Origin of the sequence: Pseudomonas sp. GD03903, from assembly GCF_029840045.1 — a bacterium.
Taxonomy (GTDB): domain Bacteria; phylum Pseudomonadota; class Gammaproteobacteria; order Pseudomonadales; family Pseudomonadaceae; genus Pseudomonas; species Pseudomonas pseudonitroreducens.
The window spans coordinates 64,713-78,410 of the sequence record NZ_JAOCBT010000023.1 but is presented as its reverse complement, the minus strand read 5'-3'; the positions used below and the strand labels follow the sequence as shown (position 1 = coordinate 78,410).

Below are 13,698 nucleotides of genomic sequence, written 5' to 3'. Positions count from 1 at the left end.
TAAGGCTACGGTGCGGGTGCCGCGCCGGGTCGCGAGGCGGGTGGTGACATCACTCATGGTGAGGTCCTCGGTTGTTGTAGTTGTGGTTTCAGTATAGGTGTGACCGATTGGTTTTTTGCTCCAAATTGACTAGCTCAGAGCTTACGGATTAGTGTGTTTGCACTATAAAAACAGCACTGAGTAGTACGACAGAAAATGGCTGATCTCGACCGCACCGACCTGAAGATCCTCCGCGCCCTGGCCGACGATGGCCGCCTGTCCTGGCGCGATCTGGCGCAGAACATCGGCCTGTCACTGACCCCGACGCTGCGCCGGGTCCGCCGCCTGGAGGAGGAGCACTACATCCAGGGCTATTTCGCCCGCCTCGACGAGGAGCGCCTGTCCGGCGGCATGAGCGTGTTCGTCTCGGTGTCCCTGGAGAAACAGACCGGCGACTACCTTGCCCGGTTCGAAGAACGCATCGTCCAGGCGCCGCAGGTGATGAGCTGCTTCCAGATGACCGGCGACGCCGACTACATGCTGCGGGTGGTGGTGAAGGACCTGTCGGCCTATCAGCTGTTCCTGACCAACACCCTGACGCAGATTCCCGGCGTGGCGGGGATCAAGTCGGCGTTCGCATTGAAGTCGGTGATGCTGCGTTCGGCACCGCCGATCTGAGTGGCCCGCATGGTAAAGTTGCCCCCTCGCGAACAGACGGAAAGTTCGATGGACAAGCCCCAGATCGACAAGCATATCGAGAGCAGTTTCCCGAGCCTTTCGCCGACCCTGCAGCGTGCCGCGCGCTTCGCCCTCGATCACCCCAACGAGATCGCACTGGAGTCGATGCGCACCGTCGCCGCCAAGGCCAAGCTGCAGCCGGCCTCTATGCTGCGCCTGGCGCGGCAGCTGGGCTTCGACAGCTACGAGGATTTCCGGCAGATCTATCGCGGCTGGCTGACCGAGCGCGACTCGCCGTTCTCGCGGCGTGCCGACGCGCTGCGCAAGCGCTCCCACGATGACCAGAACACCGGCCTGATCGCCGAGATGCTGCACACCGAACTGGGCAACCTGGAGGAGACCTTCAGCGCCGAGCGCCACGAGCAGATTCTCGCCGCTCACGCCCTGCTGACCCATGCCAAGCACATCTACGTGGTCGGCCTGCGCAGTCTGTTCCCGGCGGCGTATTACTTCAGCTACGTGTGCGGCATGTTCCTCAACAACACCACGCTGCTCAGCGGTATCGGCGGTTCCTTCGCCGATGAGCTGCGGCGCATCGGCCCGGACGACGCGCTGGTCGCCTTCAGCTACCACCCCTATGCCCAGGATGCGTTGCGCGCGGTGCAGTTCTCCCGCGAACGCGGTGCGCAGGTGGTGGCGATCACCGACAGCCCGGTATCGCCCATCGCCGCGCCGTCCGACGTGCTGGTCGTGGTGCGCAATTCGACGCCGTCGCTGTTCCCCTCGGTGGTGCCGGCGCTGGCGGTGTCGCAGACCCTGGCGGGCCTGCTGGTGGCCAACAGCAACGAAGACAGCCTGCGCGAGATCGCCAACAGCGAGGCGCAGCTCAAGAGCTTCCAGGTCTATATCGACAAGGCGTGAGGAGAAGCCAGCGCCGCGAGGGCGCTGGCGGAAGGGTTACCTGGCGAGGCGGTTGTACTTGCCGAGGATCGACTTCAGCGCGTCGTGCGGCAGGGCATACACCTGGTAGCCATCGATGCCGGTCATGTCGCGGGCGGCGACCAGCGCGTTGGTGATGGACTCCTCGGTCGCCTCGACCGTGGCCTGGAACAACGGGTCGATCAGGCCGTTGGGGAACAGCACGGTGTTCGCCGGCTTTTCTTCCTCGGGGTCATTGGCCGCACCAGTGGTGGAAAACGAGACGATGATGTCCCCCGACTGGTTGCCGGCGAACGAGCCCAGGCGCGCCAGGCCCATGGAGGCGCGGCGCGCGACGCGATTGAGCTGTGTCGGTGAGAGCGGTGCGTCGGTGCCGACCACGATGATGATCGAGCCCTGGTCCTTGCTCGGCTTGCCGCCTTCGCCGGATGTCTGGCAACGCGGCGTCTTGTCCTTGGCGGCGAGCTCGGGGCGGTAGCAGCCCAGCCATTTCTGCGCCAGCTCATGGCCGACCGGCGTACCGGCCACCCGCAGGGTCTCGCGCAGGCCGGTGTTGCATTGCACCAGCACACCCACGGTGTAGTCCTTGCCGTCGACCGTGACGACCCGCGAGGCGGTGCCGATGCCGCCCTTGAAGCCGAAGCAGATCATCCCGGTGCCACCGCCGACATTGCCTTCGGCAACCGCGCCCGAGCGCGCCGCCTCGATGGCCTTCACCGCGTGCTGCGGGGTGACGTGCAAACCTTCCAGGTCATTCAGGTAACCGTCCCAGGTTTCCGCCACCACCGGCCAGATCGCGCTGCCGTTCTTCTGCGCGGACCACTGGGTGATGCCCGCGTACAGCGGGCCGATGGCATTGGTGTTGGAGATGCCGATGGGCCCGTAGGACAGGCCGAAGTCCTGCAGGTAGGACTGGCCGGTCATCTCGCCGTTGCCGTTGAGATTGAAGAAGCCGGCGTTGACCGGCTTCACCGAGTCGCGGCCGCGCGGCAGGACCATGGTGACACCGGTGCGCACCGGCCCCTTGCCGACCTGCAGCGCGCCTTCGCCACTGATCAGGGTGACCTGGCCGACTTCCACGCCGGCAATATCGGTGATGGCGTTGAGCTTGCCGGGCGTGCCCTCGAACGGCACGCCCAGGTCGCGGGCGCGCGGAGCGTCGGCCTGGGCGCCCAGGCTCAGCAGCATGCCGGCAGCAAGTACCGCGAGGGGAGTGATGACAGCTTTCATGATTGTCCTCGTCTTGTTGTTGTGGGTCAGGTGAGGCTGGAAAGACTTTCGTCGAGCGCACCGGCGAGCACGGCCACGGCGTCGTGCAACTGCTCCTCGCTGCTGATGAAGGGCGGTGCGAGTAGGACGTGGTCGCCGTTGACGCCGTCGATGGTGCCGCCGGACGGGTAGCAGATCAGCCCGCGCGATTGCGCCGCCTGCTTGATCCGCGCGTGCAGGCGCTGGCTGGCAGGGAAGGGCTCGGCGCTGTCGCGCTCGCGCACCAGTTCGATCGCCTGGAACAGCCCGCGCCCGCGTATCTCGCCGACGTGCGGGTGATTGGCGAAGCGCTCCTGCAACTGCCCACGGAGGAATTCGCCACGCTGGCGCACCTGGGCGCAGAGGTTCTGCTCGATGATTTCCCGCTGCACCGCCAGGGCCGCGGCACAAGCCAGTGGATGGCCGATGTAGGTGTGGCCGTGCTGGAAACTGCCGCTGCCACGGGTGATGGTGCTCACCACGCGGTCGCTGGCGAGCACGGCGCCAATTGGCTGATAACCGCCGCCCAGGCCCTTGGCCAGGGTGAGCAGGTCGGGCACCACGCCTTCGACGCTGAACGCGTGGTAATGGCCGGTACGGCCGATGCCGCACATGACTTCGTCGAGGATCAGCAGCACGCCGTGGCGGTCGCACACCTCGCGCATGCCCTTGAGGTAGCCGGGCAGCGGTTCCAGCGCGCCGGAGGTGGCGCCGACCACGGTTTCGGCGACGAAGGCAGCGACCGTGTGCGGGCCGAGTTCCAGCAGGTGCTGCTCCAGTTCCGCGACCAGGCGGGCGACGTAGTCAGCGTCGCTTTCGCCGTGCAGGCGGTAGCGGAACGGGTAGCACGGGGAAACCTGGGTGGTGGGCATCAGCATCGGCTCGTAGAGCTTGCGCCGCGGCAGGTTGCCGCCAATGGCCAGGGCGCCGAGGGTGTTGCCGTGGTAACTCTGCCGCCGTGAAACGAAATGTACCCGCTGCGCTTCGCCGTTCTCGACGTGGAACTGGCGAGCCATCTTCAGCGCCGCTTCCATGGCCTCGGAACCGCCGGAGAGGAAGTAGACGTTGCCCAGTTCGGCGGGGCTCTGGCTGGCCAGCAGGCTCGCCAGGCGCTCGGCTGGCTCGCTGGTGAAGAAGCTGGTGTGGGCGTACTCGAGCTTGTCCATCTGCTCGCGGAGCGCGGCGATCACTGCCGGATGGCCATGCCCCAGGCAGGACACGGCGGCGCCGCCGGAGCCATCGAAATAACGCCGGCCGTGGGCGTCGAACAGGTAGCAGCCTTCGCCGCGCAGGGCGACCTGCAAGGGCTGTGCGGGGGTGCGATGGAAGATGTGCGTCATGCGTAATGTCCTTGTCCGTGCAGGATTTGCGCTTGATTCAAGAGTGTTTCATATGAATCAAGTGTTTCATTTTCAGGCGCAGGCCAAACTGCTGCTGCCGCGTTGCAGGGCGCCGCTGAGGAAGGTTTTCAACCGTTCGCTGCGCGGCGTCTGGAACAGCCGCGAAGGCGGGCCCTGTTCCTCGATGCGGCCCTGGTGCAGGTAGATCACTTCGCTGGAGACATCGCGGGCGAAGCCCATTTCATGGGTGACCATGATCATCGTGCGGCCTTCGCTGGCCAGGCCCTTGATGACTCCGAGCACTTCGCCGACCAGCTCCGGGTCCAGCGCCGAGGTGGGTTCGTCGAGCAGGATCATTTCCGGGTCCACCGCCAGGGCGCGGGCGATGGCGACGCGTTGCTGCTGGCCGCCGGAGAGTTGCGCGGGGTAGCTGCGGGCGAAACGCTCCGGGTCCATGTGTACCTTGCGCAGGCAGCTCAGTGCCTTCTCGGTGGCCTGGGCGCGGGACAGGCCCTGGACGCGCATCGGCGCGGCGATGACGTTGTCCAGCACGCTGAGGTGGGCCCACAGGTTGAAGTTCTGGAACACCATCGCCAGCTGCGTGCGCAGGCGTTGCAGCTGGCGACTGTCGCTGGCGTGCAGGCTGCCGTCGCGCTGGCGCTTCATCGCCAGCGGCTGGCCATCCCAGATGATTTCGCCGGCGTTGGGGCGCTCCAGCAGGTTCAGGCAGCGCAGGAAGGTGCTCTTGCCCGATCCGCTGGAGCCGATCAGGGTGATCACGTCACCGGGGTTGGCCACCAGCGAAACGCCCTTGAGCACTTCGTGGTCGCCGTAGCGTTTGTGGATGTCGTTGACCTGCAGGGTTGGCATGTCGGGGCTCCGGAAATGTCAGGCGGCGCGCGGACGCAGGTAGGCGAGCCAGCGGCGTTCGGCGAAACGGAAGATCAGGAAGATCAGGCTGGTGAACAGCGCGTAGAGGATCAGCGCGGCGATGTAGGCCTCGTAGGGCGAGGCGTAGCGCATGCTGATCGAACGGCTGACGCCGGCCAGGTCGAGCAGGGTGATGCTGGAGGCCAGCGCGGTGGAGTGCAGGGTCAGGATCACCTCGTTGCTGTAGGCCGGAATCGCCCGGCGCATCGCGCCCGGCAGCACGATGTGGACCATCTGCGCCCAGCGCGACATGCCCATCGCCCGAGCTGCCTCGATCTCGCCGTGGAAAGTCTTGAGGATGCAGCCGGCGAGGATCTCGATGGTGTAGGCGGCGGTGTTCAGGCCCAGCGCCAGCCAGGCGCAGATGTAGGCTTCGCGCAGGTACTGCCAGGCCCAGCTGTGGCGGATCCAGCCGATCTCGGCGAGGCCGAAGTAGACGATGTAGATCTGCACCAGCAGCGGCGTGCCACGCATCACATAGGTGAACAGCCAGACCGGCGTGCGCAGCCACGGGTTGCTCGAGGCGCGCAACAGCGACAATGGAATCGCCAGCGCCAGGCCGAATGCCAGGGCGACAGCGAACAGTTGCACGGTCAGCAGCAGGCCGGTTGTACGGCCGCCGTCGCTGAACAGGAAGAGTTGCAGGTTATCCAGCACCAGTTGCCAGTTCACAGGGTGATCTCCTTGCTGCCGGCGGCATAACGCGCGGCCAGCAGACGCAGCGCGAGAACCGACACGGTGCTCAGCAACAGGTAGATGAGCGCGGCCACCAGCAGCAGTTCGAGACTGTGGCCGGTGGCCTTGCCGGCGGCGCGGGAGAGGAAGATCAGCTCGTTGAGGCTGACCATCGAGGTGATCGCCGTGGCCTTGAGCATCACCAGCCAGTTGTTGCCGATACCCGGCAGGGCGAAGCGCATCATCTGCGGGAAGACGATGTGGAAGAACGTCTGCAGGCGGCTGAAGCCATAGGCCTGGGCGGATTCCGCCTGGCCTTTGTCGACGGCCAGGAAGGCGCCGCGGAAGGTCTCCGCCAGGTACGCCGAATAGATCACCCCGAGCACGATGACGCTGGCGACGAAGGAGTTGATCTCCACCTGTGGCATGCCGTAGTGCTGGGTGATCAGGTTCAGCGCGGTCTGCCCGCCGTAGTAGAGGAACAGCAGCCAGACGAAGTCCGGCCCGCTGCGCATCAGCGTGGTGAAGGCAGTCGCCGTCCAGGCCAGCAGCCGTCCGCGCGACAGTCGCCCGGCGGCCACCAGCAGGCCGAGCGCCACGGCCACCGCCAGGGAGCCGAGGCCGACCTGCAGGGTGATCAGCGTCCCGTGCAGGATGCTGTCGGCGTAGCCGTACAGCAGGTCGCCCGATTCAGTCGGCATGGCTTGCGCTCCGTGCGATCAGCGGAAGTTCGCGGCGGTAGTCGTAGGGCGACTCGTCGCTGTCCAGGTAGCGTGCGTACTTGTGGCCCTGGTAGACCGCCGCCGCGATGGTCGCCGGCGCCAGGCCGTCGCCGATCAGCTGCAAGGTCTGGATGCCGGCCTCGCGCAGGGCGTCAGGTGCGGCCTGCAGTTCGAGGAACAGCGCGTCCTGCGGCAGCCGCGCGGTCACGCTGACCAGCCCGCGACAGGCAATACGCTGGTGCTGCCCGGTGATCTCGCAGACCAGCTCGACGCTTTCGCCGTCGTAACCGGCGACGTTGTGATGGCGCACGATGGTCACGCCCAGCTCCAGCAGGCGGCGCAGGATGGCAGTGGACTCCAGGGTATTGCTGCTCCAGCTGGCGACCTGCACGGCGGGCGTCACCAGGGTCACCGCCAGGCCCCATTCGACGCAGCGCTCGGCGAGCACGTTGGCCATGTAGTAGTGGTCGTCGTCGAAGATCACTACCGGACCTTGCGGGCGCTGCCCGGCCATCAGGTCGTCGGGGCTGAATACCCGGCCAGCTTCGAAGCCCGGCACCGCCCAGCCGTTGGCGCGGCCGACGCCGTCATGACGCCAGCGCGAGCCGGTGGCGATGGCCACGTGGCCGGCGCCGAAATCGCGGATGTCCGCGGCGCTCAGCGGGCTGTCCAGGTAAAGGCTGACGTTGACCATCGGTTGCAGCTGGCCTACGCGCCAGTCGCGTACCCGCGCCCATTCGCGCAGGCCGGGCAGGGCGGCTTCGCGGGTCACGCGGCCGCCGAGTTCGGCGGTGGCTTCCGCCAGGTGCACTTCATAGCCGCGGCGTGCGGCGGCCAGGGCCGCTTCCAGCCCGGCCGGGCCGGCGCCGACCACCAGCAGGGTGTTGTCCGAGCCGCGCGCGGGGATCTTCTCCGGGTGCCAGCCACGGCGCCATTCCTCGCCCATGGTCGGGTTCTGCGTGCAGCGCAGGTTGCTGCTGCTGTAGTCGCTGGAGACGCAGATGTTGCAGCCGATGCATTCGCGGATGTCGTCGATGTCGCCGCGTTCGATCTTGTTCGGCAGGAACGGGTCGGCAATCGACGGCCGCGCTGCGCCGATGAAGTCCATCACGCCACGGCGAATCTGGCTGACCATGGTGTCCGGCGAGGTGAAGCGGCCCACGCCCACCACCGGCTTGCTGGTCAGGGATTTGACGAAGGCGGTGTGTTCTTCCTGGTAGCCCTCTTTCTTGAAGCGCGAGGTGACGCTGTCGTTGCTCCAGGCGCTGACATTGACGTCCCACAGGTCGGGCAGCTCGGCGAGCATGGCGATGATGTCGTGGCCTTCCTCGGCGCTGACGATACCGTCCGGGCCGAGCAGTTCCTCCACGCCCAGGCGCACGGCCACGGCGCAGCGATCGCCGACCGCATCCCTGGTGTCCTCGATCAGTTCGCGCAGCAGGCGCACGCGGTTTTCCAGGCTGCCGCCGTATTCGTCGCTGCGGTCGTTCTTGCGCCGTTGCAGGAAGTGCATCGGCAGGCCGAGGTCGTGGGAGGCGTAGACGTAGACCAGGTCGAACTCCGCGCGCTTGGCGCGTAGCGCCGCCTGCCGGTGCCACTGGCGCAGCTCGCGGATGTCGCTCTTGCTCATTGCCCGCGCCTGCACCGGCGAGTAGTAGGTGATCGGCCGGTGCGACGGGCCGATGGGCACTTCACGACTGTCGTAGTTCGCGCAGGACGGGCCGTGGTGCATGATCTCGATGCCGGCCAGCGCGCCGTACTCGTGCACGGCGTCGGCCATCAGGGCCAGCGCGGGGATGTCGAGGTCGCTCCACAGCCGACCCTCGTGGTACGGCGAGCAATCGCTGGTGGGATGGATCTCCACCTCTTCGCTGCAGATCACACCCCAACCGCCTTCGGCCTTGACCCGGCGCAGCTCGGCGAGGCCGCGCGGCTGGGTCCAGCCCATGCCATTGCAGTGCGGCACCTGGAAGAAACGGTTCTTCGCGATGACCGGGCCGATGCGCTGCGGCTCGAAAAGAATGTCGTAACGGGGATCACGGGACACGCGAGTCTCCTGCGGCCGGGCAAGCGGGCCGATCTTTCTTGTTGTTGTCGTTCGGGCTCAGGCCGCAGGGCGGATAGCGCGGTACGCGTTATCCGCCCTACCTGCGCTCCTGTTAGAGGATTGGCACGTCGAAGTACTGCTTGCGCAGTTTTTCGTAAGTGCCATTGCGGATGATTTCCGCCAGCGCCTGGTCGAGTGCCGTGCGCAGTTCCTGGTCTTCCTTGCGCAGGCCGATGCCCTGGCCGGCGCCGAAGTAGGCGGGGTCGCTGACCTGCTCGCCGACCAGCGCGAAGCCCTGGCCCTGGGGTTTCTTGATGAAGCCTTCGAGGCCGGGAATGGTGTCCTGCAGGGTGGCGTCGAGACGGCCATTGCCCAGGTCCATGTAGGCCTCTTCCAGCGACGGGTAGCTGACGATCTCGGCGCCGGCCTTGGCCAGCACATCCTTGGCGTAACGCTCGTGGGTGGTTTCGCGCTGCACGCCCAGGCGCACGCCTTTCAGCGTCTGCGGCTTGGCGGCGTCGTAGGGCGCACCGGCCTTGGCGATGATCTGCACGTTGCTGCTGTAGTACTTGTCGGTGAAGGCGATCTTCTGTTCGCGCTCGGGGGTGATGGTCATCGACGCGACGATGGCGTCGAACTTGCCGGCCAGCAGCGCCGGGATCATCCCGTCCCAGTCCTGGATGCTCCACACGCACTGGGCCTTGAGCTGGGCGCAGAGCGCGTTGCCGACATCCACGTCGAAACCCTTCGGCTTGCCGTCCGGGCCCATCTCGTTGAAGGGCGCGTAGGCGCCCTCGGTAGCCATGCGGATTTCCGTCCATTGTCTGGCCTGGGCCGTGCCGCTCAGCAGCCCCAGGCTCAGTGCGAGTGCCATGAATCCGTGCAATCTTTTCATCGTTGCTTCCTCGGTAGGCAGAACGGGCGCGCTCAGGCGCCCAGGGTTTGTTCGATGGCGGCGTCGAGCAGCGCCAGGGCTTCGTCGCAGGTGGCGCGGTCGATCATCAATGGCGGCATCAGGCGCAGGGTGCTGACGCCGCAGGTGAGCAGCAGCAGGCCCTGGCGCCAGGCGTTGTGCAGCAGGCGGTCGGCGAATTCGCGGGCCGGTTTGCGGCTGTGGCTGTCGGTGACCAGTTCGACGCCGATCATCAGGCCCTTGCCGCGCACGTCGGCGATCAGCTCCGGGTAGCGCCGCTGCAATTCGCGCAGGCCTTGCAGCAGGTACTCGCCCATCGCGGCGGCGTTCTGCATGTAGCCGTTCTCGATCAGCTCCAGGGTCGCCGAGGCCGCTGCGCAGCACAGCGGGTTGCCGCCGTAGGTGTTGCCGTGGGCGCCGCGCTTCCATTGCTGCATCAGGGTTCTCTTCGCCGCCACCAGGCCGATCGGCAGGCCCGAGCCCAGGCCCTTGGCCATGGTCACGATGTCCGGCTTCAGGCCCCAGTGCTCGCAGGCGAACATCTTGCCGGTGCGCCCGGCGCCGGATTGCACCTCGTCGGCGATCAGCAGGATGCCGTGGCGGTCGCACAACGCGCGCAGGCCGGCGAGGAAACCTTCCGGCGGCAGCAGGTAGCCGCCTTCGCCCTGGATCGGCTCGAGGAGGATCGCGGCGACTTCGTGGGCCGGCACATTGCTCTGGAACAGCACGTTCTCCAGGTAATTCAGCACGGCCTCGCCCTGATCCACGCCGGCCAGCAGCGGGCGCAGGTTGTTCGGGTAGGGGATGTGAGTGACGCCGGGCATGCCGGGGAAGAAGCCGGCCTGCTGGGTGTATTTGCTCGCGGTGAACGACAGCGAGCCCATGGTCCGACCGTGGAAGCCACCGATGAAGCCGATGAAGCGCTGCCGGCCGGTGACGTAGCGTGCCAGCTTCAACGCACCTTCCACGGCCTCGGTGCCGGAGTTGCAGAAGAAGGTCATCGCTGGCTCGCCGAACGGCGCCAGGCGGTTGATGGTTTCGGCCAGGCGGATCTGCTCCTCGTGCCAGTAGTCCGAGGAGATGTGCAGGAACTTGTCGGCGGCGTTCTTCACCGCCTCGACCACCTGCGGATGGCTATGGCCGGTGGAGCACACGGCAATGCCGGCGGCGAAGTCGAGGAAGCGATTGCCGTCGACGTCCCAGACTTCCGCGCCACGGCCATGGCTCATGACGAAGGGATAGTCGCGCGGGTAGGACGGCGAGACGACGGCGCTGTCGCGCTCGATCATGGCCTGGGCCTTGGGGCCGGGCAGGGCGGTGATGAGGTGCGGGCTGGACATGGAGCACTCCTGAAATCGGTTGGGATGGTGCGGCGCCTCGCTGGGCGCCGGGCGGCATCAGTCGACGCGGGTCTGGGATTGTTCGCGCAGGTACTGCGGCAGGTAATAGAACGAGGCGATGGCCTTGCCGGTGTTGCCCGAACCCTTCCAGCCGCCGAAGGGCTGGTAGCCGGGCCAGGCGCCGGTGGTGGCGCCCTGTGGGCGATTGGCGTAGGTGACGCCGGCTTCGATGTGTTCGAAGAACCAGTCGGCTTCCGTCTCGCTGCCGTAGAAGCCGGCCGTCAGGCCGTAGGGGCTGTCGTTGGCTTCGCGCATCGCCTGCTCGAGGTTGGCGACGCGGCCGAGCATGGCGATGGGCAGGAACATCTCGACCTGCCACAGCGGATGATCCAGTGGGGCCTCGGCCAGCGTCGGTGCGCAATACAGGCCGTTGGCGAAGCCTTCGCCGCGCAGTTGCTCGCCGCCGGCCAGCAGGCGAGCGCCGTGCTGCTGCAGCGTGGCGGCGTACTGGCGGTAATCCTCGTAGGCGGCCGGGGTGGTTACCGGGCCCATCCAGTTGGCGCGCTCCGCCGGATCGCCGATGCGGATGGCGGCGATCTCGGCAACCAAGCGCTGCACCAGCTCGTCGGCCACCGCGTCCTCGACATAGATGCGCGACAGCGCCGAACATTTCTGCCCCTGCAGGCCGTAGGCCGAGCGCACGATGCCGACGGCAGCGCGATCGAGGTCGGCGTGGCGGCTGACGATCACCGCATTCTTGCCACCCATTTCAGCGATGCAGGGGCGCGGATAGGGGCGCGCCAACTGCGCGCGGGCGATGTTCATGCCGGTCTCGTAGGAGCCGGTGAAAGTGATCCCGGCGGTGTCATGGTGATCCACCAGTGCCTGCCCGGTGAGCCGGCCACTGCCGCACAGGTAGTTGAACACGCCATCGGGAATCCCCGCGTCGCGCAGGCACTCGGCGAGCAGGCGGCCGGCCCAGGGGGTTTCGCTGGCGCCCTTGAGCACCACGCAATTGCCGGTGACCAGCGCCGCACTGGTGGGGCCGCCGGCCAGGGCGAAGGGGAAGTTGTACGGTGCGATCACCACCCAGGCGCCGTAGGGTTTGAGGATGCTGCGGTTGCGGCTGGTGTAGCCGCTGACCGGGTCATTCGGCAGGGTGAAGTCGAAGCCCTGGTGCTGCTCCAGCAGGTCACTGTAGTGATCGAAGAACACCGCGGTTTCCTGCACCTCGCCGAGGGCTTCCATGCGGTTCTTGCCGGTTTCCAGGCAGACCGCGGCGGCGATGCGGTAGACGCGCTCCTCGATCAGCCGGGCTACCCGGCGCATCAGCGCGACGCGTTGCTGCCAGGGGGTGGCACGCCAGGCGGGGAAGGCTCGGCGGGCAGCGGCAAGGGCGGCGTCGACCTGGCTGCGGTCGGCGACGTGGAAGCGTCCGAGCAACCAGCGCTGGTCGATCGGGCTGTGCTTCTGCAGCGGCGCTGCGGCGAAAACGTCCTGGCCATCGATGAACAGGCCATGGTCGCGACCCAGGTCGGCCTTCACTTCCGCCAGGGCCCGCTCGAAGCGCTCATGCAGCTCGGCGGGTGGGGAGTACATGGTCGAATAGGTCAGCTTGAAGTCGCTCATTGTTATTGTCCTCACGTACCGGACGGTACGGCGATCAGGTGGTGACGTTGCGATGCAGATGAAACACTTGAATCATTGGTGAGTCAAGTGAATCATTTGTATGATTCGGCGGCGGGCAGGGGGCGATGAGGCTGGGTGCGGGAGGTGGAGCGGTCAGGCGCGGCGGAAGCGCTCGCGGTACTCGCTGGGCGTCACTCCCAGACGCTGCACGAACACCAGGCGCATCCGTGCCGGGCTGCCGAAGCCGCAGCGCCAGGCGATCACTTTCAGCGCCAGGTCACCGCCTTCGAGCAGACCTCGTGCGGCATCGATACGGGCCCGCTGAACAAACTCGGCGGGCGTTATTCCCGCCTCACGGACAAAGGTGCGGGCGAAGCTGCGCGGGCTCATCGCCACCTCGGCGGCCAATTGCGGGACCCCCAGCGGCTGCTCCAGGTGCTCCTGCACGTAGCGCTGGATGCGTGCCACGGGTGAAGTTTCATCGGCGGGGGCCTGCAGGAAGGGGCTGAACTGCGATTGCCCGCCCTGACGCTGCGCCACCACCAGCAGGCGCTTCGCAACGGATAGCGCCACCGCCGCGCCGTGGTCTTCCGCCACCAGCGCCAGCGCAAGATCGATGCCGGCGGTGACGCCCGCCGAGGTCACCAGCGCGCCATCGCGGACATGGATGCGATCCGGCTCGACCTGTGCCAGAGGGAACAACTCCGCCAGTCGCCGGGCATCGCTCCAGTGCGTCGTCACGCGCTTGCCGTCGAGCAGCCCGGCGTGGCCAAGCAGGAAGGCGCCGGTGCAGATCGAGCCGTAGCGCGGTGCCTGGGCGCAGGCCGTGCGTAGCCAGTCGAGCAACGGCGCTGGCGGTAACTCTTCAGGCAGTGTCGGGCCGCCTGGCACCAGCAGGATATCGGCCGCGCCGGGACCCTGGTCGATGCTGGAATCCGCACCCAGCAACTGGCCGTTGGAGGCGCGCAAGGGGAAGGGCTGCGCGGCGAGGGTCACCACCTGATAACCCTGGCCAGCAGGCACAAAGGCATTGGCCTCGGCGAACACATCCAGCGGCCCGGAGACGTCCAGCGCCTGCACGCCGGGGAACAGCAGCATGGCCACGCGTTTCATGGCGCCTCCCGATCTGATCGATGGCGTTCATTCTTGCGGCGTATCGCCGTGGCTGCAATCGGCCAGTGGGAGCGAATCCTGCCATTCAGGCAACTACAGGCGTGACAATCACCGGTGAAGGGCAACCTGCACGGCGTGATTGTTG

The 13,698-nt window shown here is 66.8% G+C and carries 12 protein-coding genes; 2 read left to right on the top strand and 10 right to left on the bottom strand.

Annotated elements, in window-relative coordinates; all coding sequences use genetic code 11:
* The first annotated feature begins 195 nt into the window (after positions 1-195).
* Both N5C91_RS26755 and N5C91_RS26750 read left to right on the top strand, forming a co-directional pair.
* Entirely contained in the window at positions 196-657 is a 462-nt protein-coding gene (locus N5C91_RS26755; protein ID WP_024762520.1) for an Lrp/AsnC family transcriptional regulator, read from the top strand.
* 48 nt (positions 658-705) lie between these two features.
* A complete protein-coding gene (locus N5C91_RS26750) occupies positions 706-1,578 on the top strand; it encodes a MurR/RpiR family transcriptional regulator (protein WP_279833196.1) in 873 nt (290 codons plus the stop codon).
* Between the two features lie 36 nt (positions 1,579-1,614).
* On the opposite strand, the gene N5C91_RS26745 is transcribed toward N5C91_RS26750, so the two are convergent.
* The 10 genes from N5C91_RS26745 to N5C91_RS26700 form a co-directional block, all read right to left on the bottom strand.
* The gene (locus tag N5C91_RS26745) at positions 1,615-2,826 is read right to left on the bottom strand and encodes a P1 family peptidase (protein WP_279833194.1); all 1,212 of its coding nucleotides are present in this window, start codon (positions 2,824-2,826) and stop codon (positions 1,615-1,617) included.
* Between the two features lie 26 nt (positions 2,827-2,852).
* Positions 2,853-4,184 (bottom strand): aspartate aminotransferase family protein, encoded by a 1,332-nt coding sequence (locus tag N5C91_RS26740; protein ID WP_279833191.1) that lies wholly within the window; start codon positions 4,182-4,184, stop codon positions 2,853-2,855.
* 72 nt (positions 4,185-4,256) lie between these two features.
* Complete coding sequence (locus tag N5C91_RS26735; RefSeq protein ID WP_279833190.1) at positions 4,257-5,054, bottom strand: ATP-binding cassette domain-containing protein; 798 nt, start codon at positions 5,052-5,054, stop codon at positions 4,257-4,259.
* Between the two features lie 18 nt (positions 5,055-5,072).
* The gene (locus N5C91_RS26730; RefSeq protein WP_279833259.1) at positions 5,073-5,771 is read right to left on the bottom strand and encodes an ABC transporter permease subunit; all 699 of its coding nucleotides are present in this window, start codon (positions 5,769-5,771) and stop codon (positions 5,073-5,075) included.
* Positions 5,772-5,782: 11 nt separating this feature from the next.
* Positions 5,783-6,490, bottom strand: coding sequence for an ABC transporter permease subunit (locus N5C91_RS26725; RefSeq protein ID WP_279833188.1), 708 nt, complete (start codon positions 6,488-6,490; stop codon positions 5,783-5,785).
* Positions 6,480-8,558 carry an FAD-dependent oxidoreductase gene (locus tag N5C91_RS26720; RefSeq protein WP_279833186.1) on the bottom strand — a complete coding sequence of 693 codons (2,079 nt, stop codon included), beginning with the start codon at positions 8,556-8,558 and terminating at the stop codon, positions 6,480-6,482. Before N5C91_RS26720 ends, N5C91_RS26725 begins: the two co-directional genes overlap by 11 nt.
* 112 nt (positions 8,559-8,670) lie before the next feature.
* Complete coding sequence (locus N5C91_RS26715) at positions 8,671-9,453, bottom strand: ABC transporter substrate-binding protein (RefSeq protein WP_279833185.1); 783 nt, start codon at positions 9,451-9,453, stop codon at positions 8,671-8,673.
* Between the two features lie 32 nt (positions 9,454-9,485).
* Positions 9,486-10,811, bottom strand: coding sequence for an acetyl ornithine aminotransferase family protein (locus N5C91_RS26710; protein WP_279833182.1), 1,326 nt, complete (start codon positions 10,809-10,811; stop codon positions 9,486-9,488).
* Positions 10,812-10,868: 57 nt separating this feature from the next.
* The gene (locus tag N5C91_RS26705) at positions 10,869-12,440 is read right to left on the bottom strand and encodes an aldehyde dehydrogenase family protein (RefSeq protein WP_279833179.1); all 1,572 of its coding nucleotides are present in this window, start codon (positions 12,438-12,440) and stop codon (positions 10,869-10,871) included.
* Positions 12,441-12,593: 153 nt separating this feature from the next.
* Complete coding sequence (locus tag N5C91_RS26700; protein WP_279833177.1) at positions 12,594-13,553, bottom strand: GlxA family transcriptional regulator; 960 nt, start codon at positions 13,551-13,553, stop codon at positions 12,594-12,596.
* Positions 13,554-13,698: the final 145 nt, after the last annotated feature.